Here is a 23,394-nt window from a genome sequence, read left to right on the forward strand (position 1 = left end):
TTGCTCACGTGTCAACGTCTTGTTAAGCCTGTTTGAGCGGACCTAACGTCGTCGCACCGCCTGCCCGGTGGGATGTTCAAGGGCGAACGTTAGGTATCCACTCATGCTGACCCTCCTCGGCTTCGCCATGATCGCGACCTTCCTGGTCCTGATCATGCTGAAGAAGATGTCACCGATCGCAGCACTCGTGCTGATCCCGGCGCTGTTCTGCGTCTTCGTCGGCAAGGGCGCGAAGCTCGGCGACTACGTCCTCGACGGCGTCACCGACCTCGCCCCCACCGCGGCGATGCTCATGTTCGCGATCGTCTACTTCGGGGTGATGATCGACGTCGGCCTCTTCGACCCGGTCGTGCGGGGCATCCTGAAGTTCTGCAGGGCCGACCCGCTGCGGATCGTCGTCGGCACGGCCCTCCTCGCCGCGATCGTCTCGCTCGACGGCGACGGCTCGACCACCTTCATGATCACCGTCTCGGCGATGTACCCGCTCTACAAGCGTCTGAAGATGAGCCTGGTCGTGATGACCGGTGTCGCCGCCATGGCCAACGGCGTGATGAACACCCTGCCGTGGGGCGGCCCGACCGCCCGCGCCGCCACCGCGCTCAAGCTCGACGCGAGCGACATCTTCGTCCCGATGATCCCCGCCCTCGCCTCGGGCCTGCTCTTCGTCCTGGCCCTCGCCTACGTCCTCGGTCGCCGCGAGCGCAAGCGGCTCGGCGTGCTGACGCTGGACGAGGCGCTGGTGGAGGAGAAGGAGACGGAGACCGTGCTGGTCGGCGCGGGTGCGGGTGCGGGTGCCGGTCGTGGCAAGTCCCCTGCGCGTACGGGCGGTTCGGGCGGCGGGACCGACGCGGACCGTGCGGACGAGGAGACGGACGACGAGGACTTCCGCGGTCTCGACCCGAACCGCGCCACCCTGCGCCCCAAGCTCTACTGGTTCAACGCGCTGCTCACTGTCGCCCTGCTCACCTCCATGATCATGGAGTGGCTGCCGATCCCGGTGCTGTTCCTGCTGGGCGCCGCGACCGCGCTCACCGTCAACTTCCCGCACATGCCCGACCAGAAGGCCCGGATCGCGGCGCATGCCGAGAACGTCCTCAACGTCTCCGGCATGGTCTTCGCCGCCGCCGTCTTCACCGGCGTCCTCCAGGGCACCGGCATGGTCGACCACATGGCGAAGTGGCTGGTCGACAACATCCCCGACGGCATGGGTCCGCACATGGCCCTCGTCACCGGCGTGCTGAGCATCCCGCTGACGTACTTCATGTCGAACGACGGCTTCTACTTCGGCATCCTGCCGGTGCTCGCCGAGGCCGGGCACGCCCATGGCGTCTCCTCCCTGGAGATCGCCCGTGCCTCGCTCATCGCCCAGCCGCTGCACATGTCGAGCCCGCTGGTGCCCGCCGTGTACGTCCTGGTCGGCATGGCCAAGGTCGAGTTCGGCGACCACACGCGGTTCGTCGTGAAGTGGGCCGTGCTCACATCACTGGTGATCCTCGGGGCAGGAATCCTGTTCGGGATCGTCTGACCCGGCGCGGCGCCGGTGCCGTACACGATCGTCTGGAGGACTTCACCATGAGGCCCGGTGGGAACCGCGGCTGGCTGCTCCGCCTCGTCATCGCCTTCGGCTTCGCGCAGGGGGCGGTGTCGATGGCCCGGCCCGCCGTCTCCTACCGGGCCCTCGCGCTGGGCGCCGACGAGCGCGCGGTCGGTGTCATCGCAGGGGTCTACGCCCTGCTCCCGCTCTTCGCCGCGGTACCGCTCGGCCGCCGCACCGACCACGGCCGCTGCGCACCCCTGCTGCCGGTCGGCGTCGTGCTCATCGCCGGCGGCTGCGCGCTGAGCGGGATCGCCGGCTCCCTGTGGACCATGGCGGTCTGGAGCGGGGTGATGGGCCTCGGGCACCTCTGCTTCGTGATCGGCTCCCAGTCGCTGGTCGCCCGCCAGTCCGCCCCGCACGAACAGGACCGCAACTTCGGCCACTTCACCATCGGCGCCTCGCTCGGCCAGCTGGTCGGCCCGATCGCCGCGGGCGTGCTGATCGGCGGCCCGGACATGGCGGGCACCAGCGCACGGGCCCTGCTGGTGGCCGGTGCGGGAGCCGCGGTGGCGTTCACGTCGCTGTGGCGCATCGAGGACCGTACGGCCGTGAAACCGCCCACCGGCGAACGGGCCCGCGTCCCGGTCGGCGGCATCCTGCGCGCCCGGGGCGTACCCGCGGGCATGCTCATCAGCCTCTCGGTGCTGTCGGCCACCGACATCCTCACCGCCTATCTGCCGGTGGTCGGCGAGCACCGGGGGATCGCGCCGTCGGTGATCGGCGTGCTGCTCAGCGTGCGCGCGGGCGCCACCATCGCCTGCCGTCTGGTGCTCACCCCGCTGCTGCGGCTGCTCGGCCGCGCCACGCTGCTCTTCGTGACCTGTCTGCTGGCGGGCCTGCTGTGCGCGGGGATCGCGGTGCCGATGCCGGTGTGGGTGCTCGGTGTGCTGCTGGCCCTCCTCGGGTTCTGTCTCGGCGTGGGCCAGCCGCTGTCCATGACGACCGTCGTCCAGGCCGCCCCGGACGAGGCCCGCTCCACGGCCCTCGCCCTGCGCCTGACCGGCAACCGCCTCGGGCAGGTCGCCGCTCCGGCCGCGGCGGGTCTGGTCGCGGGGGTCGCCGGAGTGGCGGCGCCGTTCGTGATGCTCGGGGCCCTGCTGCTGGTCTCGGCGGGCACCGCCCTGCGCGGTCGCGATTGCGCCGGTCGAGCGACTTCCGACGGCGCGTCGGGTGGTGTCGGCGCGGTATCGGAGGCGGATGTGAAAGAGAGTCAGGTGAAAGAGCGATTTGTATGAAAATCGTCTGACTCGGAGGAACATCCATGCCCACCTTGATGCCCCCGTCCGCCGGCGTCCGTCTCGGAGCCGCGGCCCTCACCGTCCTCACCACGGCCGGGGCCTCCTGGCTCGCGACGTCGGCCGCGGTCGCGGCCCCCGGCGACGGTGCCGACATCAGGATCCACAATGAGCGGGTGCCCTACGGCGTCTCGAAGGACGACCCCCAGGTCTGCAGGTTCTACCTCGACGCCGCGAACTTCGGCGACGTCAACAGCGTCTCCTACACCATCACGGCCCAGCCCCCGCTGCCCACCGCGGCCACCGTGAGCGGCACGATCTCCCTCGCCGGCGGCGCCGGCCACACCGACACCCTGGGGCTGGCCGACGGCCGGTACACGCTCACCTGGACCTTCACCCCCACCCCGCCACCGGGCGCCACCCCTGTCACGCCGAGGACGAAGGTCTTCACCGTCGACTGCCACAGCCGGCACGACCAGGGCCGCGGGCAGCAGGGCCCGAACCGCACCATCGAGGACCACGGGCCCGGCGCCGGGCACGAGGGCGGCGGACCCAAGGGCGGGGTCCACGCCGGCGGCGGCGGTCTCGTCGACACCGTGCAGTCGTACACCCCGCTGAGCGCGGCCGCGGGCGTCGGACTGGTCGCGGTCGGCGGAGCCGTGTACGTCCGCACGCTGCTGCGCCGCCGCTCGCACGGTGCCTCCTAGGCGCAGACGCAGGCCCTGGCACCGGACCCGCGCCTACCGCCTCACCAGGACGGCCCTCATCGTGGCCGTCCTGGTGACGGTCGTCCGGTGCGGAGGGCACCACCACCAGGCCCCGCCCGTGGCCGGTGGGCCGGCCCCGGTGCACACGCCTGCCGAGCCGGTGACCGGGACCGCCGACCACCGTCCGCGGACCTCCGAGCCGACGACGGCCAGGCCGACCCCGCCACCCCGGCCGCTGCCCCGGTCCCCGGCGACCACCCTGCGCGTCCCGTCGCTCGGCATCGACGCGCCGATCATCGCCGTGAACGTCGGCGCCGACCGGCAGCTTCAGACCCCGCCGCTCGACAAGCCCAAGCTCGTCGGCTGGTACCGGGACGGACCCTCGCCGGGCGAGTCAGGCACGGCCATCGCCGTCGGCCACCGTGACACCAGGACCGGCGCGGCGGTCTTCGCCGCCCTCGCGCAGGTGCGCCCCGGCAGCGCGATCGAGGTCCGGCGCGTCGACGGCCGCACCGCCGTCTACAGCGTCGACCGCGTCCGGGTCTTCGACAAGGCACGCTTCCCCGACAAGGAGGTGTACGGCCAGAGCAGGCGCCCCGAGCTGCGGGTGCTGACCTGCGGCGGGCTGTTCAACCGCAGGACGGGCTACACCAGCAACGTCGTCGTCTTCGCCCATCTGACCGCGACCCGCTGACGCGGCGCGGCGCTGCGCCCGGTTTCTCACTGGGCGGAACGATGGGCCCGATTGTGCCGGGTGTCTTCCGCGAGCACGTACGGTCCGTTAACTTCCGTGACTCACAGCCCGTACGACCCGCACGGGCCCATCGACAGCCGAGCATCAGCGCTCGCTCCGTACGCCCCCGGGGGCTGTGTCATGACGCGCGCCATCTCCCTGCACGACGTGAGCAAGACCTATGCGCGAGGCGTTCGCGTGGTGGACCGGCTGTCGCTCGACGTCCGGCCCGGCGAGTTTCTCGTGCTGCTGGGGCCGTCCGGCTGCGGCAAGTCCACCGTGCTCAGAATGATCGCGGGACTGGAGGAGATCACCGAGGGCAGACTCCTGCTGGACGGCGAGTACGGCAACGACCTGCTCCCGTCCGACCGGAACATGGCGATGGTGTTCCAGAACTTCGCGCTCTACCCGAACATGACGAGCCGGGGCAACATCGGCTTCCCGCTGCGCGTCGAGAACCCCGGTCAGGATCCGGGCCCGCGCGTGGACGCCACCGCCCGCATGCTGGGCATCGAGGACCTCCTGGACCGCTTCCCCAGCCAGCTCTCCGGCGGCGAACGCCAGCGGGTCGCCATGGGCCGGGCCATCGCCCGCCACCCCTCCGCCTTCCTGATGGACGAGCCGCTGTCCAACCTGGACGCCAAGCTCCGCAACCATCTGCGGGCCGAGATCTCCAAGCTCACCCGGGAGTTGGGCGTCACCACGGTCTACGTCACCCACGACCAGGCCGAGGCCATGTCGCTCGGCGACCGGGTCGCCGTGCTGCGCGGCGGGGTGCTCCAGCAGGTGGGCACCCCGCGTGCGGTCTACGCCCTGCCGCGCAATGTGTTCGTCGCCGCCTTCATCGGCACCCCGCGCATCAACCTGCTGCGCGGCCTGGTCCGTGCCCCGCTCGACGGCGCGATGACCATCAGCCTCGGCAAGCAGTATCTGCGGCTGCCCGAACCCCTGAAACTGGACCACCAGTTGCTGCGCGTGCAGCAGGGCCGCGAGGTGATCGTCGGGCTGCGCTCGGAGGCCGTGCGGATCGCCAAGCGCACCTCGGCCCGCGCCGGCGAGGTGCCGCTCACCGGCCTGGTGGAGCATGTGGAGTTCCAGGGGCACGAGGTCCTCGTCCACTTCAACACCGGCTCGAAGCCCGCCGTCGTACCGGACCTCGAAGCCCCGCGCCCCGCTCCCCGGCCCTCCCGGCGGCGCCGCAGGGACGGGGCTCCGACCGTCCTCGGCCGGATCCGGGAGCGGGCGGGAGCCCTGCGCGCCGGGCCGGTCGTGGTCATGGACGACCCGGCGCGGGGGCGGCCGGTGGAACCCGCGTCCACCGAGCCCCGTCTCCCCGGCGACCTGGTCGTCCGCACCACCCCCGACATCGAGCTGCGCCACGGCATGCAGGTCCCCCTGCTCGTCGACCTCGCCCATCTGTTCGTCTTCGACCAGCACGGCGAGCGGATCTGTCCGTCCCCGGCGCGGCTGCCCGACCTGGAGGAGTAGGCCTTCGGGGGAGGGTGCCCCTGGGGTGTCCCCGGGGAGTCCCAGGGGGGTCCCTGGTGTCCAAAAACTATCGGCGCTAGTTTAGAGGCCTGTCGATAGGTTGTGACGCGCAGGACGCACCCCGCACCGGAGGAGCAGATGAAGGCACACGACGGCATGTACATCGACGGCGCGTGGCGCCCCGCCGTCGGCACGGACACGATCGAGGTCGTGAACCCCGTCGACGAGCAGGTCGTCGGCCGGGTCCCGGCGGGCACCGCCGCGGACGTCGACGACGCCGTGCGGGCCGCCCGCGCCGCCTTCCCGGCCTGGGCCGCGACCCCGCCCGCCGAGCGGGCCGCCCGGCTGACCGCCCTGCGTGACGTCCTCGCGGCCCGCAAGGACGAGATCGCCGAGACGGTCACCACCGAGCTCGGCTCACCCCTGAAGTTCTCGCAGAACGTCCACGCGGCCGTGCCGATCGCGGTCGCCGGCTCGTACGCCGAACTCGCTGCGACCCACGCCTTCGAGGAGAAGGCCGGCAACTCCACGATCCGGCTCGAACCGGTCGGCGTGGTGGGTGCGATCACCCCCTGGAACTACCCCCTGCACCAGATCGTCGCCAAGGTCGCCCCGGCGCTCGCCGCGGGCTGCACCGTCGTGCTCAAGCCCGCCGAGGACACCCCGCTCGTCGCCCAGCTCTTCGCCGAAGCGGTGCACGAGGCGGGCCTGCCCGCGGGCGTCTTCAACCTGGTCACCGGCCTCGGACCGGTCGCCGGCCAGGCCCTGGCCGAGCACCCGGACGTCGACCTGGTCTCCTTCACCGGCTCCACCGCGGTCGGCCGGCAGATCGGCGCCACGGCGGGCGCCGCGATCAAGCGGGTCGCCCTGGAGCTCGGCGGCAAGTCCGCCAACGTCGTCCTGCCGAGCGCCGACCTCGCCAAGGCGGTCAACGTCGGCGTCGCCAACGTCATGTCCAACTCGGGCCAGACGTGCAGCGCCTGGACCCGGATGCTGGTGCACCGGGACCAGTACGAGGAGGCGGTGAGCCTGGCCGCGGAGGCCGCCGCCAAGTACGGCGAGCGCATCGGCCCGGTGGTGAACGCCAAGCAGCAGGCACGGGTGCGCGGTTACATCGAGAAGGGCATCGCGGAGGGCGCCCGGCTCGTCGCCGGCGGACCCGAATCACCGCGCGAACAGGGCTACTTCGTCTCTCCCACCGTCTTCGCCGATGTCACCCCCGAGATGACGATCGCCCAGGAGGAGATCTTCGGGCCGGTCCTGTCCATCCTGCGCTACGAGGACGAGGAGGACGCCCTGCGCATCGCCAACGGCACGGTCTACGGCCTCGCGGGCGCCGTCTGGGGCGACGAGGCGGAGGCGGTGGCGTTCGCGCACCGGATGCAGACCGGGCAGGTCGACATCAACGGCGGCCGCTTCAACCCCCTTGCCCCCTTCGGCGGTTACAAGCAGTCGGGCGTCGGCCGCGAACTCGGCACGCACGGCCTGGCCGAGTATCTGCAGACCAAGTCCCTCCAGTTCTGAGGAGCGTATCCGTGGTTCGCGCAGCAGTCCTCCCCGCCGTGGGCGCTCCCCTGGAGATCACCGGGATCGACCTCCCGGAGCCCGGCCCCGGCCAGGTCCGCATCCGGCTCGCCGCCGCCGGGGTGTGCCACTCCGACCTGTCCCTGTCCAACGGCACCATGCGGGTGCCGGTCCCGGCCGTCCTCGGCCACGAGGGCGCGGGCACCGTCGTCGCCGTCGGCGAGGGCGTCACCCATGTCGCGCCCGGCGCCGAGGTCGTCCTCAACTGGGCGCCGTCCTGCGGCAGTTGCCACGCCTGCTCGCTCGGCGAGGTGTGGCTGTGCGCCAACGCCCTGAACGGCGCCGCCGACACCCACGCCCGGCGCTCCTCGGACGGCACGGACCTCCACCCCGGACTGAACGTCGCCGCGTTCGCCGAGGAGACCGTCGTCGCCGCGTCCTGCGTCCTGCCGCTCCCCGAGGGCGTCCCGCTCACCGACGCCGCCCTGCTGGGCTGCGCGGTCCTCACCGGCTACGGCGCCGTCCACCACTCCGCACAGGTCCGGCCGGGCGAGACGGTGGCGGTCTACGGCGTCGGGGGAGTGGGCCTCGCGGCACTGCAGTCGGCCCGGATCGCGGGTGCCGGACGTATCGTCGCCGTCGACGTGTCGCCCGAGAAGGAGGAGCTGGCGCGCGGCGCGGGCGCCACGGACTACGTCGTCGCCTCCGAGACGACGGCCCGCGAGATCCGGGGCCTGACGGACAAGCAGGGCGTCGACGTGGCCATCGAGTGCGTGGGCCGCGCGACGACGATCCGCACCGCCTGGGAGTCCACCCGCCGGGGCGGCCGTACGACGGTGGTCGGCATCGGCGGCAAGGACCAGCAGGTCACCTTCAACGCCCTGGAGATCTTCCACTGGGGCCGGACCCTTTCCGGGTGCGTCTACGGCAACTCGGACCCGGCGAAGGACCTCCCGGTGCTCGCGGAGCACATCCGGGCCGGCCGGCTGGACCTGGGAGCGCTGGTGACGGAACGCATCGGCCTCGACGGCATCCCGGCGGCCTTCGAGAACATGCTGGCGGGCAGGGGCGGCAGGGCACTGGTCGTGTTCTGAGGTCCGCGGGCCCGTCCGGGGCGGCAGTCCGGAGCGGAGTCCGGGGGCGGAGTCCGGGGGGCGGGTTCACCACCCGCCCCTGGATGCTCCGTACAACCACCGTGCACATCCGTTGACCCCATACCGTCCGGTCAGTATGTTCCCGGGAACGTCCCCACCGCACCCCGTGGAGTGCACACATGGACACAGCTCCCTCCGCTCACACCCTCCCCACCACCGCCCTCCCCACGACCGGCCGCCGCCGGGTCGCCACCGCGGCGGCCCTCGCGTCGGCCGTCGAGTGGTACGACTACTTCGTCTTCGGCATCGCCGCGGCCCTCGTCCTCGGCGACCTGTACTTCCCGGCCGGCAGCCCCACCGCCGGGGTCCTCGCCGCCTTCGCCACGTTCGCCGTCGGCTTCCTGGCCCGCCCGCTCGGCGGCATCGTCGCGGGCCACCTCGGCGACAAACGCGGCCGCAAGCCGATGCTGGTCCTCGCCCTCACCCTGATGGGCGTCGCCACCACCGGCATCGGCCTGCTGCCGACCTACGACACGATCGGCGTCGCCGCCCCCGTCCTCCTCGTCCTGCTCCGCGTCGTCCAGGGCCTCGCCGTCGGCGCACAGTGGGGCGGCGCGATGCTGCTGGCCACCGAGTACGCCCCCGAGGGCAAGCGCGGCCTGTACGGCAGTGTCGTCCAACTCGGCGTCCCCATCGGCGTGGTGAGCGCGAACACGGTCTTCCTGCTCGCCGGGGCGTTCACCAGCGACTCCGCGTTCACGGCCTGGGGCTGGCGGATCCCGTTCCTCGTCGGCCTGCTGGTCCTCGCGCTCGCCCGGTACATCCACACCCACGTCGAGGAGACCCCCGAATTCCGGGCGGCCGAGCGGGCGTTGGCCGAGCAGGACAAGGAGCAGGCCGAGCGCACCTCCCCGCTGCGCGCGATCCTGCGCGGCCACCTCGGCACGGTCCTGCTCGCGGGCGGCTCCTTCGCCGTGAACACCGCGACCTTCTACATCCTGATCACCGGCGTCCTCGACTACACGACCCGCGACCTCGGCATGAAGCGCGACGCGGTGCTCACCGTCTCGCTCTGCGTCAGCCTCACCCAGCTGGTGCTGATCCCGGCCGCCGCCGCGCTCTCCGACCGCGTCGGCCGCATCCGGATCTACACGCTCGGCGCGGCCGGCATCGCCCTGTGGGCCGTACCGATGTTCCTGCTGATCGACACCGGCTCGCTGCTGTGGCTGGCCGTCGGCACCTTCGTCGCCGGCTGCTTCCTCAGCATTATGTACGGCCCCCAGGCCGCGCTGTTCGCGGAGCTGTTCACGCCCGAGATGCGGTACACGGGAGCCTCGCTCGGCTACCAGATCGCGGCCGTCCTCGGCGGCGGCCTCGCGCCGTTCGTCATGGTGCTGCTGCTGGAGGCGACCGGCACCTCGATGGCGGTGTCCGGCTACATCGTCGTCCTCGCGGTGATCGCCCTGCTGTCCATCAAAGTCCTTGCGGGCCGGGCGCGTTCACGCTGAACCCGGCGCGCCCTCGCGCTGCGGCTCCGGAACCTCCTCCGGTGCCGCGGCCCGCGGGACCTTCCCGCTCCGGGGCCGGGAGCGGGACACCGCCACACCCGCCAGACACAGCACTCCGCCCCCGAGCGTGACGAGCCCCGGTACCTCGCCGAGCGCCAGCCACGACATCAGGACGACCAGCGCGGGCACCGCGTAGGTGGTCGCGCCCATCCGGCCGGCCGTCGTACGGGCCAGCGCGTACGCCCAGGTCGTGAACGCGAGCGCGGTCGGGAACACGCCCAGATAGACCATGTTGAGGGTCGCCGCGACCGGCGCGTCAGCGGCCTCGCCGACCAGCTGCCCGGCGAACGGCAGACAGCACACCGCACCGACGAGACATCCGAACGTCGTCACCTGCAGCGCGCTCGCGCTGCCCAGCGCGGGCTTCTGCGCGACGACACCGGCCGCGTAGCCGACCGCCGCCAGCAGACACAGCACCACACCGAGCACCGACGAGCCGCCCTCGCCCGACATCGACAGACCGACCGCCACCGCGCCCGCGAACGACACCGCCATGCCCGCCAGCAGCCGCGGCGGCATGCGGTCGCCGAGCAGCCGCGCACCGAGCAGCGCGATGAGGATGGGGCCGACGTTCACGACCAGGGCCGCCGTACCCGCGTCCACCTGCTGCTCGCCCCAGTTCAGGGCCACCATGTAGAAGCCGAACCAGAGCACCCCGGATATCGCGATCCCGCGCCAGGCCGACCGGGGCGGCAGCCCCTCCCCGCGCAGAAGCAGCATCACGCCGAGCACCAGCGCCCCGCAGACCAGCCGCCCGAGCGCCAGCGCGCCCGGCGAGTACGCGGCGCCCGCACTGCGGATGGACACGAAGGCGGAGGCCCACAACACGACGGTGACGGCGGCGGCACCGGGGGCGAGGAGGTCGCTGCGACGGAGGTTCATCATGCTCCAGAGGGTAGGGAGGGGACGGCGGAAGGGCTCGCGGGTTTCGGTCGGTGTGCTGGTGCGGGGGTGCTGTGGCTGGGCGCGCAGTTCCCCGCGCCCCTTTCGGGCGCTCAGCGCAGCGTTGTCGTGTCGATGCCGAAGAGGGTGGTCAGGGCCTGCTCGCCCTGTTCGGTCACCTTCACCGCCCGCTCGCTGCCGATGCGTACGCACCAGCCCGCGTCCAGCGCGTGACGGCAGAACGCCGCTCCCGCGACCCCCGCGAGATGCGGTCGGCGTTCGGTCCAGTCGAGGCAGGCGCGGGCGAGGGGGCGGCGGCCCTTGCGCTCCAGTGGGATGCCGACGGCGCCGAACCACTCCAGACCACTGTCCGTGAGCGCGAACCCGGTGTCCTGGCGCAGCAGCCCGCGCGCCGTCAGCCCGTCGGTGACCGCGATGCCCAGTCGCCCCGCCAGATGGTCGTAGCAGGTCCGCCCGCGTGCCATCGCCGACCCGGCGCTCGACTCCCGCAGCGTGCGCGGACGCGGTCGTACGGAAGCGTCCGGGGCCACCTGGGCGGCCAGGTCCTCGACCAGCTGGGCGACGCGGGGGCCGGCGAGGCGTACGTACCGGTGCCGGCCCTGTCGTTCCTCGGCCAGCAGGCCGCCCGCGACGAGCTTGCCGAGGTGCTCGCTGAGCGTCGAGGCCGCGACGCCCGCGTGCCGGGCCAGTTCGCCAGCGGTCCACGCCCGGCCGTCGAGCAGCGCCAGCAGACACGCCGCCCGTGTCTCGTCGGCCATCAGCCCGGCCAGCCGGGCCAGCTGCGGTGCCTGGGGGTCCCTGGTGGTCATGCGTCCCAGCATGCGGCATGCACGGTTCGGTGAGTGCCGAAGTGTCGTCACACGGTGCGCTTTACCCGCTCGTACTGCTGCACCAGCCCGTCCAGGAGCGCCGTGAGGCCCGTCTCGAAGGCCCGCTCGTCGATCTTCTCCTGCTGCTCGGCGAGGAGGTGGGCCTGCTGGAGGTGCGGGTAGTCGGCGGGGTCGTAGGCGCTCTCGTCGTCGACGAAGCCGCCGGCGAAGGAGCCGAGTGCGGAGCCCATCACGAAGTAGCGCATCAGGGCGCCGATGGAGGTGGCCTGGGCGGGTGGCCAGCCGGCCTCGACCATCGCGCCGTAGACCGCGTCGGCGAGGCGCAGCCCGGCGGGGCGGCGGCCGGGTCCGGTGGCGAGGACCGGGACGATGTTGGGGTGGTCGCGCAGGGCGGCGCGATAGGAGACGGCCCAGTCGTGCAGCGCGGTCCGCCACTCGCGGCCGTCCTCGAACATCGACAGGTCGACCTGTGCGCTCACGGAGTCGGCGACCGCCTCCAGGATCTCGTCCTTGGTGCGGAAGTGGTTGTAGAGCGAGGGCCCGCTCACCCCCAGCTCCGCGGCGAGCCGGCGGGTGGAGACCGCCGCGAGGCCCTCAGCGTCCACCAGCACACGTGCCGTCTCGACGATCCGGTCGGTGCTGAGCAGGGGCTTGCGCGGTCGGGCCATGGCGCACATAGTAGGGCTGCGATCAGAAACTAGCAGTGCTAATTTTAAGGTGGCCCACCATGAACCTGGAACTCAGCGAGGAGCAGACCGCCGTCCGCCGGCTCGCCCGGGACTTCGTGGACCGTGAGATCGCCCCGCACGTTGTCGCCTGGGACCGGGCCGAGGAGGTCGACCGGTCGATCGTGAAGAAGCTCGGCGAGGTCGGCTTCCTCGGTCTGACCATCGACGAGGAGTACGGCGGCAGCGGCGGCGACCACCTCGCGTACTGCCTGGTGACGGAGGAGCTCGGGCGCGGTGACTCCTCCGTGCGCGGCATCGTGTCCGTCTCGCTCGGGCTGGTCGCCAAGACGGTCGCGGCCTGGGGGAGCGAGGAGCAGAAGCGGCAGTGGCTGCCCGGACTCACCTCCGGCGCGTACGTCGGCAGCTTCGGCCTCACCGAGCCGGGCACCGGGTCGGACGCCGGCAACCTCACCACGCGGGCCGTCCGCGACGGCGACGACTACGTGATCAACGGCACCAAGATGTTCATCACCAACGGCACCTGGGCCGATGTGGTGCTCCTCTTCGCCCGCTCCACCGACGCCCCCGGGCACAAGGGGGTCTCCGCCTTCCTGGTGCCGGCCGACAGCCCCGGCCTGACCCGGCGCACCATCCACGGCAAGCTCGGCCTGCGCGGCCAGGCGACGGCCGAACTGGTCCTGGAGGACGTGCGGGTACCGGCCTCGGCGATGCTCGGCGAGGAGGGCAAGGGCTTCTCGGTCGCCATGTCGGCCCTGGCCAAGGGGCGGATGTCGGTGGCGGCCGGCTGCGTGGGCATAGCGCAGGCCGCGCTGGACGCGGCCGTCAAGTACGCCGGTGAGCGCGAGCAGTTCGGCACGCCGATCGCGGGTCACCAGCTCGTCCAGGAACTGATCAGCGACATCGCCGTCGACGTGGACGCCGCCCGGCTGCTGACCTGGCGGGTCGCCGACCTGATCGACCGCGGGCAGCCCTTCGCGGTCGAGTCCTCCAAGGCCAAGCTCTTCGCCTCCGAGGCCGCCGTCCGCGCCGCGAACAACGCCCTGCAGGTCTTCGGCGGATACGGCTACATCGACGAGTACCCGGCGGGCAAACTGCTGCGCGACGCCCGGGTGATGACCCTCTACGAGGGCACCAGCCAGATCCAGAAACTGCTCATCGGCCGTGCCCTGACGGGTGTTTCGGCCTTCTGAGCGGCACTTGAGTACGTGAGGCACTTGAGTACGTGAGTACCTGAGCTGAGTATCCCGGCGGATGTGGTGACGGCCACGTCCGCCGACGCTTGTCCCATGAGTGACACACCGGTCAAGCAGCAGAGCACGGCGGCCTTCTACGGCCAGGCCGTCGCCTCCTTCGCCGTCGCCATGACCGCGACGGCGATCGGTATCTTCCGGCTGAACGCCGACGCCTGGGTGCGGGCCTTCCTCGCGATCGCCGTCCTGTACCTCGTCACCTCAGCCTTCACGCTGGCCAAGGTGATCCGCGACCGGCAGGAGGCGGGCCAGATCGTCAGCCGTGTCGACCAGGCCAGGCTGGAGAAGCTGCTGGCCGAACACGATCCCTTCGAAAAGCTCTGAGCGACCGAAACGCTCTGAGCGACGGACACGCTAAGCGCTTGCTCACTTTCGGCGGTATGGTGGGGGTTCTGTCGGCGAAAAGGGGCGAGCGAGCGATGACTACGGCGGAGGAGACGACCGGCGGCGAGGCGTCCGCGTGGGGCGAGGTCACGCCCGACGCGGCCCGGCGACTGCTGATCGCCGCGGTGGAGGCCTTCGCCGAGCGCGGGTACCACGCCACCACGACCCGGGACATCGCGGGCCGCGCGGGCATGAGCCCGGCCGCGCTCTACATCCACTACAAGACCAAGGAAGAGCTGCTCCACCGGATCAGCCGGATCGGTCACGCGAAGGCGCTCGAGATCCTGCAGACGGCGGCCCGGCGCGAGGGCACCGCCACCGAGCGGCTCGCCGACCAGGTGAGCTCCTTCGTGCGCTGGCACGCGGGCGGGCGGACGACCGCCCGCGTCGTGCAGTACGAACTGGACTCGCTCGGGCCCGAGGCGCGCAAGGAGATCCTCGCGCTGCGCCGGCAGTGCGACGCCGAGGTGCGGGCGGTGATCGAGGACGGCGTGGCGGCCGGCGAGTTCGACGTGCTGGACGTCAAGGGCACCACGCTCGCCGTGCTGTCGCTCTGCATCGACGTGGCGCGCTGGTTCAACGTCGAGGGCCCCTGGACGCCGGACGAGGTCGGCGCGCTCTACGCCGACCTCGTGCTGCGCATGGTGGGGGTCAAGTAGCCGTTTCTGAGAGGCAGAAGCCGCGTCTCAGGGACGCGCACGAGCCGTCTCTCAGAGGTAGAAGCGGGCCACGGACTCGGCCACGCAGACCGGCTTGTCGCCGCCCTCGCGCTCCACGGTGTAGCCGACGGCCACCTGTACGCCGCCCGGTACGTCGTCGACGGAGCTGATCCTCGCCGTGGCGCGCAGGCGCGAGCCGACCGGTACGGGTGCGGGGAAACGTACCTTGTTGGTGCCGTAGTTGACGCCCATCTTCACGCCCTCGACGGACATCAGCTGGGGGCCGAAGAGGGGCAGCAGGGAGAGGGTCAGATAGCCGTGCGCGATGGTGGTCCCGAAGGGTCCGGCCGCGGCCTTCTCGGGGTCGACGTGGATCCACTGGTGGTCCCCGGTGGCCTCCGCGAAGAGGTCGATCCGCTTCTGGTCGACCTCCAACCAGTCGGTGTACCCCAGCTGCTCGCCGACCGCCGCCTTCAGCTCGTCGACGGACGTGAAGATCCTCGGCTCTGCCATGTCCCGGCCTCCCTGCCTCGCAATGTCTAAGCAACTGCTTAGCATGGTCGGGTGTGCACCCGATGTCAACGGACCGCCACGGGGACGCAGTGGGTAGGGTTCGAGAGGTGCCCCAGATCCCAGAGAAGATCCACGAGCTCACCGTCGGCCAGCTCGCGGCGCGGAGCGGCGCCGCCGTCTCCGCCCTGCACTTCTACGAGTCCAAGGGCCTGATCAGCAGCCGCCGGACCGCGGGCAACCAGCGCCGCTACCACCGCGACACGCTGCGCCGGGTCGCCTTCGTACGGGCCGCACAGCGCGTCGGCATCCCGCTGGCCACGATCCGTGAGGCGCTCGCCGAACTGCCCGAGGAGCGCACCCCCACCCGCGAGGACTGGGCCCGCCTCTCCGAGGCCTGGCGCTCCGAGCTCGACGAACGCATCAGCCAGCTCAACCGCCTGCGCGACCACCTCACCGACTGCATCGGCTGCGGCTGCCTCTCCCTGGACACCTGCATCCTCTCCAACCCGAACGACACCTTCGGTCAACGCCAGTCCGGTTCCCGCCTACTCGTGGAGCATCGGGGCGGCCGGAAGGGGCAGGAGCGGGGCTGAGCCGGGTGCCGGGTTTTTCGTTCGGCGCCCGGCGGGCCGGTCACTCGTACTCGGTGCCGCCCTTGCGGGTCAGGTAGGCCGGGCTTACTGCCTTGGCGATGGCTCTGCCTCCGGTCACCGGGCTGTACCGCTCGGTCGCAGGACGGATCACGACGCCCTCGCGCAGGTGGAGCTCGCGTCCGGAGACGGTCTCGCGGCCGCTCGCGATCGACAGGACCCGCTCGATGTCGTACGGACCCTCGTACAGCCGGGGCACCAACGGCAGCCGCCCGTCCAGGAGTTCGGCCGGGTCCAGCCAGTGCACCGTGCCGTCGATCTCCGCGCTGACGTCGAAGGCGGCGTAGCCGAGGGACTCGCGGCGCCCGTCGGCGCCGTAGGTCAGGTCCTGGACGCCCGCGCCGTACACCTCGCCGAAGATGCCGATCCGGCGTGCGCCCAGTCGCTTCGCGAGTTCGGCCGCGACTTCGGCGACGCCGTGGCCGTGCACCGCCCGCCAGTACAGGTTGCGCGGATCCTCCTTCAGCGCCAGGGACTTGGCGCCGAAGCCCTTGGAGGAGACGTGCACGCGGTCCTCGTCGGCGAGATACGTCAGCAGACAGGCCGAGCCGTGCAGCTTCTCGGTCAGGACCACATCCTCGCCCGGCGCGAAGATGTCCGGAAACCGCTGGATGTTCTCGATGTCGACCCAGGGCAGCAGATCGGGCGCGGACTCCACGTCGCCGTTCATCGTGGGCGGGATCGGCGGCACCCACTTGGTGATGCCGAGCCGCTCGGCGAAGTCCGTGCCGTCCAGGGCGGCCTGCGCGAGATCGACGTCCGCGAGCGCCTCGGGGCGGCACACGATGCCCTGCGACAGCTCACCGCGCAGCCGCACCGCCTTCACTCGGTCCGCGTTGCCGCCCGCCAGCCGTCCGGTCAGCCCCAGTTCCTCGATCAGGCCGGCCGGCAGTATGGACTGCTCGGGGATGTAGACGGCGGCGTCGCCGGTGCGGTAGGTGCCCTTGGCGACGACCGCTCGGTACAGGCCCACCTGGGCCAGTTCGAGCGCATCGGCGTTCGGATGCTCGTGGATCGTCAGCACTTCGGCGGTGACGCGGAGCGTCGACATCGCAGGTCCCCCTAGGACAACTCAGGTGTGTTTCATCGCCCTCAACTGTCCGTACGGGAAAAGGGTGGAGCGAGCGGATTTGCGGCTGCTAGCGTCGAGAGCCGTACTGGGCCAGGCCCTCCGTCACCAACTGGGCGTTGGAGGCGGCCCGTTGACCGTCCGGCAGCAGCAGGGTGTCCTCCAGGCCGATGCGGGTGGCGAGCCCCAGCCGGCCGGCCAGGCGCAGCACCGGCCAGGCGCTGCCGTCCTCGCCGTGCAGCAGTACGGGGCGGCCGTGCGCGGAACCCAGGCGGGACAACAGGGCGCGCGCCGTGTCCTCGGCCGTGTCCGCCGAGGTGTCCGTCACCTCGGCCAGCACGCGCAGCACCCGCGGGCCGAGCGGCGAGACGGCGAACCTCGCGGCCCCGTCCGTCCCCGACCAGATGCCGGCCTCCACGCCCACGCCGAGTTCGATCAGCGCGGCGGCGATCTCCTCGGCGCCCTCCTCATGCCAGTTGACCGAGGCGTGGTCGGGCAGAGCGGGCAATTGCGCCCAGCTCCGGACACGCGCCAGCCGGGCCTCCGGCTCCGGCTCGGCCCAGGCACCCGTGGTGACCCCAACTGGCACCGACACCCGCGCCCGTATGGCCTCCAACGTCGGCGCCAGCACCTTCGGCGACAGCGAATCCTCGCCACAAGGGGACTTGGGATGCACATGCACATCCATGGCCCCGGCCGCAACGGCCCACGCCGCGGACTCGCCCATCGCTTCCGGCGTCAACGGCACCACCGCCCCGTCGACGGCCCCACGCGGCCCATTGAGACACACCTGCAGCATGCCCCCAGCCTGCCATCCGACACCGACAACGGCCCGTCGTCCGCTGTCCGTCGAGCATCGCGGGCCGTCACATCGCCTCCGGCGTCATCGGCGCCATGCCCCTGTCGCCAGACCCACCGACAACGGCCCGCCGCCCACCGGGCATCGTCGGGTGCCAGAGCCCCTTCGGCGAGTGCGAGTCCTCGCAGCAGGGCGTGTTGGAGTGGGCATGGAGGCTCGTGGCCTTGGCCGCGGCGGCGCGCGCCGTCGGGCTCGGCGGTCGCCTGCGGGGTCGGCGGCAGCATGCCCCAGCCTGCCGGGCCCCACCGACAACGGCCCGCCGCCCACCGGGCATCGTCGGATGTCAGAGCCCTTCGGCGAGTGCGAGTCCTCGCAGCAGGGCGTCGTGGAGTGGACATGGACGTCCGTGGCCGTGGCCGCGGCGGCCCGCGCCGTCGGACTCGGCGGTCACCTGCGGGGTCGGCAGCATGCCCCCAGCCTGCCGGCCGTTACCAGCAGCATCCCGCCCCGCCGCCCGCAGGGCACTCCAGGCAACGCGCGGCGTCGAAGCAACATCCCCGCCCTGCCGCCCGCAGGGCACCCCCGCCCTGCCGCCCGCAGGGCACCCCCGCCCCGCCGCCCGCAGGGCACGCCCCGCCGCCCGCAGGGCACCCCAGGCAATGCGCGGCGTAGAAGGAGCGTTCCCCGGCTTGCAGGGGGTGCGGCATCCCCGGCGCACCCCCGTCGTGCTCAGGCCGACACGAGCAGCCTTCCGCGCCTTGCGTCAGCCAGGGCCTCGGGCTTGAGCACGGGCCGTGGTACGAGAATTCCGCAGTGGGTGCAGACCGGACCCGACGACGGTTCGTGGTCCAGGTCGTATTTCCAGATCAGGCGCTCGGTGCCGCACACCGGGCAGCAGGCGCCCGGTTCGTGCTCCAGGCCGGAGATCAGCCGGCGCAGCACCTCGGCCAGCGGTTCGCGCGGGTGCACCCGCGGGTCGTCGCACCAGGCGACTCCGAATCCGCCCCAGGTCAGACGGTGCCAGTCGTCCACGCTGCCCGGACGACGCAACCCGTCGTGCTTCTCCTTCTTGCGCCGCTCGGCGAACTCGACCTCATAGGCCAGCCAGACCGTGCGGGCTTCCTCCAACTCCTCCAGCGCGGCCACGAGCCGCACCGGGTCGGGGGAGCGGTCCTCAGGACCGAACCCTGCCCGGGAGCACAAATGGTCCCAGGTCGCCCTGTGCCCGTAAGGAGCGAACCGCTCAAGGCACTTGCGAAGTGAGTAGCGCCGCAGTGCCAGATCGCACCGCGGATCGCGGACCTGTCTCGCCAGACTCCGGAAACCGGCCATCGCCCTGCACCTCCGTCACACCTGCACCTGTACTTCGGTCACTTCGGCGTCGTCGAACGGACGTCGCCGAATAGACGTATCGACAGCCGATTCGGCTCCATCCGATTTCCGATGACCCCCATAAGCCGCCGTGCCTACTCCACAACTTGACGCATGTTCATCTTCTATCCCGGGGATACCGGCGGTAACGTCCCGGCTCACCCCCGTCGGTAGGAGCTGTCATGCCACGACGCACCTCACGCAGCGCGCCGCACAGACTGAGAACTCCCGGCAGACTCGCCGGGTTCCTGAAGACGGCATCCATATGCGTCCTGATTGCAGGCCTTTTGTCCCCGCTCACCCAGGCGACGGCGGCCGCCGCCACGGCCCCGAACGACTACTGCGGCGGCCAGTGCTCCGACATCCTGCCGCCGGGTGAGAACGGCAACGCGACCCTGGCCCAGATCCTGCTCAACCAGGCCTTCGGAACCCAGCCCGACCACGCGGAGGACCAGCTCGGCCCCTACGCCGACCTGGCCGGAGGCTACTCCGCGCTCACCGACGCGAAGATCGACGACTTCTTCAACGACGCGTCGTTCGGAGTCGCTTCCGATCAGGTCGCCTCCACGGAGAAGCCGGCGGGCCGCACCGACGTCACGATCGCCCGGGACAAGAAGACCGGTGTGCCGCACATCACTGGCACCACGCGCTACGGCACGGAGTTCGGGGCCGGGTACGCCGCGGCCGAGGACCGGCTCTGGCTCATGGACCTCTTCCGGCACGTGGGACGCGGCCAGCTGACCACCTTCGCGGGCGGCGCCCCGGCCAACCAGGGCCTGGAGCAGCAGTTCTACCGCAACGCCCCCTACACCGAGGCCGATCTGCAGGCCCAGATCGACAGCGCGGTCGCGAACAACGGCGACCGCGGCCGGCAGGCCCTCGACGACGCGAATGCCTACATAGCGGGCATAAACTCCTATATCGACGCCTCCGACTCGGGCCGCTACTTCCCCGGTGAGTACGTCCTGACCGGCCACAAGGACGCCATCACCAACGCCGGCACGATCGACCACTTCAAACTCACCGACCTGGTCGCCCTGGCCTCCGTGATCGGCTCCCTGTTCGGCTCGGGCGGCGGCGGAGAGGTCAACAACGCGATCTCACTCCTGGCCGCCCAGTCCAAGTACGGCGTGGAGGAGGGCACCAAGGTCTGGGAGTCCTTCCGCGAGCGCAACGACCCCGAGGCCGCCCTCACCGTCCACAACGGCGAGAGCTTCCCGTACGGCGCCAAGCCCGACAGCGCCCAGGGCGAGGCCCTGCCCGACGCCGGTTCGGTGACGACCGAGCCGCTGGTCTACGACGCCACCGGCACCGGCGCGAGCCAGAGCGCCACCTCCGCCGCCAAGGCGGCCACCGCCAGTGCGCTCGGCTCGGCCAGGCGCGGGATGTCCAACGCCCTCGTCGTCAGCGGCAAGCACACCGCGAGCGGCCATCCCATCGCGGTGTTCGGCCCGCAGACCGGCTACTTCGCCCCGCAGCTGCTGATGCTCCAGGAGATCCAGGGCCCCGGCATCAGCGCCCGCGGCGCCTCCTTCGCGGGCCTGAGCATGTACGTCGAACTCGGCCGCGGCCAGGACTACTCGTGGTCCGCGACCACCTCGGGCCAGGACATCATCGACTCCTACGCCGTCGAACTGTGCCAGGACGACCACCACTACCTGTACCACGGCACCTGCACGGCCATGGACAAGGTCGAGCAGAAGAACTCCTGGAAGCCGACCACGGCCGACGGCACGGCCGCGGGGTCGTACACCATGCGCGTGTGGCGGACGAAGTACGGGCCCGTGGCCTACCGCGCGACCGTCGGCGGCAAGAAGGTCGCCTACACCACCCTGCGCTCGTCCTATCTGCACGAGGCCGACTCGATCATCGGCTTCCAGATGCTCAACGACCCCGGCTACGTCAAGGGCCCGAAGGACTTCCAGAGCGCGGCCCAGCACATCAACTTCACCTTCAACTGGTTCTACGCCGACTCCCAGCACACCGCGTACTACAACAGCGGTGACAACCCGGTGCGCGCGAGCGGCGTCGACTCCGAGTTCCCGGTGTGGGGACAGGCCGCCTACGAGTGGAAGAACTGGGACCCGGCCACCAACACGGCGGCCTACACCCCCGCGGCGCAGCACCCCAACTCCGTCGACCAGGACTACTACATCTCCTGGAACAACAAACAGGCCCTCAACTACACGACCGCGAGCTGGGGCGACGGCTCGGTCCACCGCGGCAACCTGCTGGACGACCGGGTGAAGAAGCTGGTCGCGGCCGGCGGGGTGACCCGTACGAAACTGGTGCAGGCCATGGCGGACGCCGCCCTCGCCGACCTGCGCGCCGAGGACGTGCTGCCGGACCTGCTGAAGGTGATCGACAGCAGCACGGTCACCGACCCCACGGCCGCGGCGGCCGTCGGCAAGCTCAAGACCTGGCTGACGGCGGGCGGCAGGCGCACGGAGACCTCGCCGGGATCCAAGGCCTACGCCGACTCCGAGGCGATCCGCATCCTGGACGCCTGGTGGCCGCTGCTGGTGAAGGCCGAGTTCCAGCCCGGCCTCGGCGACGACCTGTACACCGCGTTCACCGCGAACCTGCCCATCGACGAGTCCCCGTCCGCCGGCCACGGCCCCACCGGCTCGCACGCCGGCAGCTCCTTCCAGTACGGCTGGTGGAGCTACGTCGACAAGGACGTACGGGCCGTGCTCGGTGAGCCGGTGCAGGGTCCGCTGGCCGAGAAGTACTGCGGCGGCGGCGACCTGAGCGACTGCCGGTCCATCCTGATCAGCACGCTCAAGGAGGCGGCCGGCACGTCCGCGTCCGCGGTCTACCCCGGCGACGACCTGTGCTCGGCGGGCGACCAGTGGTGCGCCGACTCGATCAACCAGCGCACGCTGGGCGGCATCAAGCACCACACCATCAGCTGGCAGAACCGGCCCACCTTCCAGCAGGTGGTGGAGTACACCTCGCACCGGTGACGCACGGCAGGCGGCGGGTCAGCGGATGCGGCCCGCCGCCAGCACGATCCGGGCCAGTTCCGGGTGCACGATGTCGCTGTGCGCCCCGGAGGGCGGCCCGCCCCTTCGGACCACTGCCGCGGCGTCCACGTTCACGCAGCCCGACGCGGGCAGCGTCGCCGTCAGCGCCTCGGCGAGGGTGAACGCGCGCGTGCCGGGCACCGCCTGCACACCGTCGTACCCCATTGCCCCCCACTTGGCGCCCAGCACCTGCGCCAGAGCGGCGTTCTCGATCACGCCCTGGGCGTCGTTCGCCATGCGCGACGCCAGCGGATAGATCGTGCCGAGCGCCGAGTCGAAGCGGGAGTGGCAGCACACCAGTGGCCCGTCGATGCGGTTCTGCTGGCCCTGCAGCACTCCTCCCGCGTGCGCGTCGTGCGGCAGCCTGGCCGCGAACGCGTAGTGGGAGAAGGCGCCTTGGAGCAGTGTCACCGACTTCACCGTGTGCACCCCGTCCGGCAGACCGCGCAGCGCGAACGACACCAGCCGCCCGCCGAAGCTGTGCCCGACCAGATGCACCCGCACGTCCGGCGCCCTGGTGGCCAACTGCCCTACGGCGCGCCCGAGTCCACGCTCACCGACGGTTCCCGCGCGCCGCTTCATCGCGTAGTACGTCGCCTGCCGCAGCAGCTCCTTCGCCCCGTCCCATGGGTTCGGTAGTGTGAACTGCGCCTCGGCGTCGCCGGATCGGAGGACCGACAGCGCCCGGGTGAACTCGTCGCACAGCGTCGTCGCGTCGCCGGTGAACAGCACCGGATCGCTCTGCGGGACACCTTCGGCGAGCGTGTCCGCTGCGAACAGCGGCTGCGGTCCGCCGGGTACGACCTCCACCAGCAGCCGTACGAGCCGTCCGAACTCCTCCAGTTCGTGCTCGGGCCGCTGGTCCAGCATGCGTGCGATCTGGTCGACGACGGTGGCCCGGCCGGGAAAGGTCTCAAGGAGCGCGTGCCGGGTGTCCTTGTCCAGCGCGGGCCTCGGGACGGCCTCGGCCTCCGTGGCCACCACGGACTTGGGGAAGTCGGGGATCGGTTCGTCGCTGAAGCGCATCGACGGCCAGACCACGCCCACGTACCCGATCCTCGCCCTCGGCGCGAGCCGGGGGACCGGTGCGAAGAACCGCCGGTAGAGGGCGGTCGCACCCGAGCGGTCGTTGTTCCAGCCGTGCGCGAACACGATCAGGTCGTGCACTCCACGGGCGGTCACCCCGGCGAGCAGTTCGTCCCGTTCCCGGCCGTCGACGTCGCCGTCCGCGTCGAAGGTCAGCTCCCAGTACGGAGTCACGCTCTTCTGCGGCCCTGCCATGACCGGCCCCCTCGCCGCCGTAGC

General features: G+C 71.5%; 22 protein-coding genes. 13 read left to right on the forward strand and 9 right to left on the reverse strand.

Translation table 11 applies throughout. The features are described 5' to 3' along the window. The first annotated feature begins 103 nt into the window (after positions 1-103). The 8 genes from MQN93_RS28390 to MQN93_RS28425 all read left to right on the forward strand — a co-directional run bounded on the left by MQN93_RS28390 (position 104) and on the right by MQN93_RS28425 (position 9,886). A complete protein-coding gene (locus MQN93_RS28390; RefSeq protein ID WP_242711809.1) occupies positions 104-1,525 on the forward strand; it encodes a CitMHS family transporter in 1,422 nt (473 codons plus the stop codon). A gap of 47 nt (positions 1,526-1,572) precedes the next feature. Beyond that, a complete protein-coding gene (locus MQN93_RS28395) occupies positions 1,573-2,832 on the forward strand; it encodes an MFS transporter (RefSeq protein ID WP_242711810.1) in 1,260 nt (419 codons plus the stop codon). 26 nt (positions 2,833-2,858) lie between these two features. Beyond that, positions 2,859-3,539 carry a hypothetical protein gene (locus MQN93_RS28400; protein ID WP_242711811.1) on the forward strand — a complete coding sequence of 227 codons (681 nt, stop codon included), beginning with the start codon at positions 2,859-2,861 and terminating at the stop codon, positions 3,537-3,539. Beyond that, positions 3,529-4,233: a class F sortase gene (locus tag MQN93_RS28405; RefSeq protein WP_037781680.1), complete on the forward strand. Its 705-nt coding sequence runs from the start codon at positions 3,529-3,531 to the stop codon at positions 4,231-4,233. Before MQN93_RS28400 ends, MQN93_RS28405 begins: the two co-directional genes overlap by 11 nt. A 180-nt stretch (positions 4,234-4,413) precedes the next feature. Further along, a complete protein-coding gene (locus MQN93_RS28410) occupies positions 4,414-5,760 on the forward strand; it encodes an ABC transporter ATP-binding protein (RefSeq protein WP_242711812.1) in 1,347 nt (448 codons plus the stop codon). A 138-nt stretch (positions 5,761-5,898) separates the two neighbouring features. Further along, complete coding sequence (locus MQN93_RS28415) at positions 5,899-7,284, forward strand: aldehyde dehydrogenase family protein (RefSeq protein ID WP_242711813.1); 1,386 nt, start codon at positions 5,899-5,901, stop codon at positions 7,282-7,284. A gap of 11 nt (positions 7,285-7,295) precedes the next feature. Continuing rightward, positions 7,296-8,378, forward strand: a complete 1,083-nt coding sequence (locus MQN93_RS28420) for a Zn-dependent alcohol dehydrogenase (RefSeq protein WP_242711814.1) — start codon at positions 7,296-7,298, stop codon at positions 8,376-8,378. 179 nt (positions 8,379-8,557) lie between these two features. Beyond that, positions 8,558-9,886 carry an MFS transporter gene (locus tag MQN93_RS28425; RefSeq protein WP_242711815.1) on the forward strand — a complete coding sequence of 443 codons (1,329 nt, stop codon included), beginning with the start codon at positions 8,558-8,560 and terminating at the stop codon, positions 9,884-9,886. Here MQN93_RS28425 and MQN93_RS28430 read toward each other — a convergent pair. The 3 genes from MQN93_RS28430 to MQN93_RS28440 all read right to left on the reverse strand — a co-directional run bounded on the left by MQN93_RS28430 (position 9,878) and on the right by MQN93_RS28440 (position 12,356). Beyond that, positions 9,878-10,831 carry a DMT family transporter gene (locus MQN93_RS28430; protein WP_372504472.1) on the reverse strand — a complete coding sequence of 318 codons (954 nt, stop codon included), beginning with the start codon at positions 10,829-10,831 and terminating at the stop codon, positions 9,878-9,880. The two genes, MQN93_RS28425 and MQN93_RS28430, sit on opposite strands and share 9 nt — an antisense overlap. 110 nt (positions 10,832-10,941) lie before the next feature. Continuing rightward, entirely contained in the window at positions 10,942-11,658 is a 717-nt protein-coding gene (locus MQN93_RS28435; RefSeq protein ID WP_242711816.1) for an ArsR/SmtB family transcription factor, read from the reverse strand. 47 nt (positions 11,659-11,705) lie between these two features. Further along, positions 11,706-12,356 carry a TetR/AcrR family transcriptional regulator gene (locus MQN93_RS28440; protein WP_242711817.1) on the reverse strand — a complete coding sequence of 217 codons (651 nt, stop codon included), beginning with the start codon at positions 12,354-12,356 and terminating at the stop codon, positions 11,706-11,708. Positions 12,357-12,406: 50 nt separating this feature from the next. On the opposite strand from MQN93_RS28440, the gene MQN93_RS28445 reads away from it, so the two are divergent. The 3 genes from MQN93_RS28445 (at position 12,407) to MQN93_RS28455 (ending at position 14,661) form a co-directional block, all read left to right on the forward strand. Continuing rightward, a complete protein-coding gene (locus MQN93_RS28445; RefSeq protein WP_242711818.1) occupies positions 12,407-13,558 on the forward strand; it encodes an acyl-CoA dehydrogenase family protein in 1,152 nt (383 codons plus the stop codon). Positions 13,559-13,654: 96 nt separating this feature from the next. Then, complete coding sequence (locus MQN93_RS28450; RefSeq protein WP_242711819.1) at positions 13,655-13,942, forward strand: YiaA/YiaB family inner membrane protein; 288 nt, start codon at positions 13,655-13,657, stop codon at positions 13,940-13,942. A 95-nt stretch (positions 13,943-14,037) separates the two neighbouring features. Continuing rightward, a complete protein-coding gene (locus MQN93_RS28455) occupies positions 14,038-14,661 on the forward strand; it encodes a TetR/AcrR family transcriptional regulator (RefSeq protein WP_016434478.1) in 624 nt (207 codons plus the stop codon). A gap of 51 nt (positions 14,662-14,712) precedes the next feature. Here MQN93_RS28455 and MQN93_RS28460 read toward each other — a convergent pair whose 3' ends face one another. Beyond that, complete coding sequence (locus MQN93_RS28460) at positions 14,713-15,174, reverse strand: MaoC family dehydratase (RefSeq protein WP_016434477.1); 462 nt, start codon at positions 15,172-15,174, stop codon at positions 14,713-14,715. A gap of 107 nt (positions 15,175-15,281) precedes the next feature. On the opposite strand from MQN93_RS28460, the gene soxR reads away from it, so the two are divergent. After that, positions 15,282-15,767 carry a redox-sensitive transcriptional activator SoxR gene (gene soxR / locus MQN93_RS28465; RefSeq protein ID WP_037781678.1) on the forward strand — a complete coding sequence of 162 codons (486 nt, stop codon included), beginning with the start codon at positions 15,282-15,284 and terminating at the stop codon, positions 15,765-15,767. Positions 15,768-15,807: 40 nt separating this feature from the next. Here the strand turns inward: soxR and MQN93_RS28470 are convergent, their stop codons facing one another. The 4 genes from MQN93_RS28470 to MQN93_RS28480 form a co-directional block, all read right to left on the reverse strand. After that, positions 15,808-16,875, reverse strand: coding sequence for an RNA ligase (ATP) (locus MQN93_RS28470; RefSeq protein ID WP_242711820.1), 1,068 nt, complete (start codon positions 16,873-16,875; stop codon positions 15,808-15,810). Positions 16,876-16,963: 88 nt separating this feature from the next. Next, positions 16,964-17,692 (reverse strand): 3-keto-5-aminohexanoate cleavage protein, encoded by a 729-nt coding sequence (locus MQN93_RS28475; RefSeq protein WP_242711821.1) that lies wholly within the window; start codon positions 17,690-17,692, stop codon positions 16,964-16,966. Positions 17,693-18,035: 343 nt separating this feature from the next. After that, on the reverse strand, positions 18,036-18,161 hold the full coding sequence (locus MQN93_RS44005) for a hypothetical protein (RefSeq protein WP_278191263.1): 126 nt from the start codon (positions 18,159-18,161) through the stop codon (positions 18,036-18,038). 260 nt (positions 18,162-18,421) lie between these two features. After that, positions 18,422-19,024, reverse strand: a complete 603-nt coding sequence (locus MQN93_RS28480) for a hypothetical protein (protein WP_016434473.1) — start codon at positions 19,022-19,024, stop codon at positions 18,422-18,424. A gap of 221 nt (positions 19,025-19,245) precedes the next feature. Here MQN93_RS28480 and MQN93_RS28485 point away from each other — a divergent pair, with 221 nt between their 5' ends. Then, the gene (locus tag MQN93_RS28485; protein WP_242711822.1) at positions 19,246-22,029 is read left to right on the forward strand and encodes a penicillin acylase family protein; all 2,784 of its coding nucleotides are present in this window, start codon (positions 19,246-19,248) and stop codon (positions 22,027-22,029) included. An 18-nt stretch (positions 22,030-22,047) separates the two neighbouring features. On the opposite strand, the gene MQN93_RS28490 is transcribed toward MQN93_RS28485, so the two are convergent. Beyond that, entirely contained in the window at positions 22,048-23,370 is a 1,323-nt protein-coding gene (locus tag MQN93_RS28490) for a serine-threonine protein kinase (protein ID WP_242711823.1), read from the reverse strand. Between the last annotated feature and the right edge of the window lie 24 nt (positions 23,371-23,394).

It is taken from the genome of Streptomyces spinosisporus (genome assembly GCF_022698145.1).
Classification (GTDB): domain Bacteria; phylum Actinomycetota; class Actinomycetes; order Streptomycetales; family Streptomycetaceae; genus Streptomyces; species Streptomyces spinosisporus.

Coding starts and splice junctions, on each gene's coding strand:
- MQN93_RS28390 (WP_242711809.1), top strand. CDS start 104: ATGCTGACCCTCCTCGGCTTCGCCATGATCGCGACCTTCCTGGTCCTG.
- MQN93_RS28395 (WP_242711810.1), top strand. CDS start 1,573: ATGAGGCCCGGTGGGAACCGCGGCTGGCTGCTCCGCCTCGTCATCGCC.
- MQN93_RS28400 (WP_242711811.1), top strand. CDS start 2,859: ATGCCCACCTTGATGCCCCCGTCCGCCGGCGTCCGTCTCGGAGCCGCG.
- MQN93_RS28410 (WP_242711812.1), top strand. CDS start 4,414: ATGACGCGCGCCATCTCCCTGCACGACGTGAGCAAGACCTATGCGCGA.
- MQN93_RS28415 (WP_242711813.1), top strand. CDS start 5,899: ATGAAGGCACACGACGGCATGTACATCGACGGCGCGTGGCGCCCCGCC.
- MQN93_RS28425 (WP_242711815.1), top strand. CDS start 8,558: ATGGACACAGCTCCCTCCGCTCACACCCTCCCCACCACCGCCCTCCCC.
- MQN93_RS28430 (WP_372504472.1), bottom strand. CDS start 10,831: ATGATGAACCTCCGTCGCAGCGACCTCCTCGCCCCCGGTGCCGCCGCC.
- MQN93_RS28435 (WP_242711816.1), bottom strand. CDS start 11,658: ATGACCACCAGGGACCCCCAGGCACCGCAGCTGGCCCGGCTGGCCGGG.
- MQN93_RS28440 (WP_242711817.1), bottom strand. CDS start 12,356: ATGTGCGCCATGGCCCGACCGCGCAAGCCCCTGCTCAGCACCGACCGG.
- MQN93_RS28445 (WP_242711818.1), top strand. CDS start 12,407: ATGAACCTGGAACTCAGCGAGGAGCAGACCGCCGTCCGCCGGCTCGCC.
- MQN93_RS28450 (WP_242711819.1), top strand. CDS start 13,655: ATGAGTGACACACCGGTCAAGCAGCAGAGCACGGCGGCCTTCTACGGC.
- MQN93_RS28455 (WP_016434478.1), top strand. CDS start 14,038: ATGACTACGGCGGAGGAGACGACCGGCGGCGAGGCGTCCGCGTGGGGC.
- MQN93_RS28460 (WP_016434477.1), bottom strand. CDS start 15,174: ATGGCAGAGCCGAGGATCTTCACGTCCGTCGACGAGCTGAAGGCGGCG.
- MQN93_RS28470 (WP_242711820.1), bottom strand. CDS start 16,875: ATGTCGACGCTCCGCGTCACCGCCGAAGTGCTGACGATCCACGAGCAT.
- MQN93_RS28475 (WP_242711821.1), bottom strand. CDS start 17,692: ATGCTGCAGGTGTGTCTCAATGGGCCGCGTGGGGCCGTCGACGGGGCG.
- MQN93_RS44005 (WP_278191263.1), bottom strand. CDS start 18,161: ATGCTGCCGACCCCGCAGGTGACCGCCGAGTCCGACGGCGCGGGCCGC.
- MQN93_RS28480 (WP_016434473.1), bottom strand. CDS start 19,024: ATGGCCGGTTTCCGGAGTCTGGCGAGACAGGTCCGCGATCCGCGGTGC.
- MQN93_RS28485 (WP_242711822.1), top strand. CDS start 19,246: ATGCCACGACGCACCTCACGCAGCGCGCCGCACAGACTGAGAACTCCC.
- MQN93_RS28490 (WP_242711823.1), bottom strand. CDS start 23,370: ATGGCAGGGCCGCAGAAGAGCGTGACTCCGTACTGGGAGCTGACCTTC.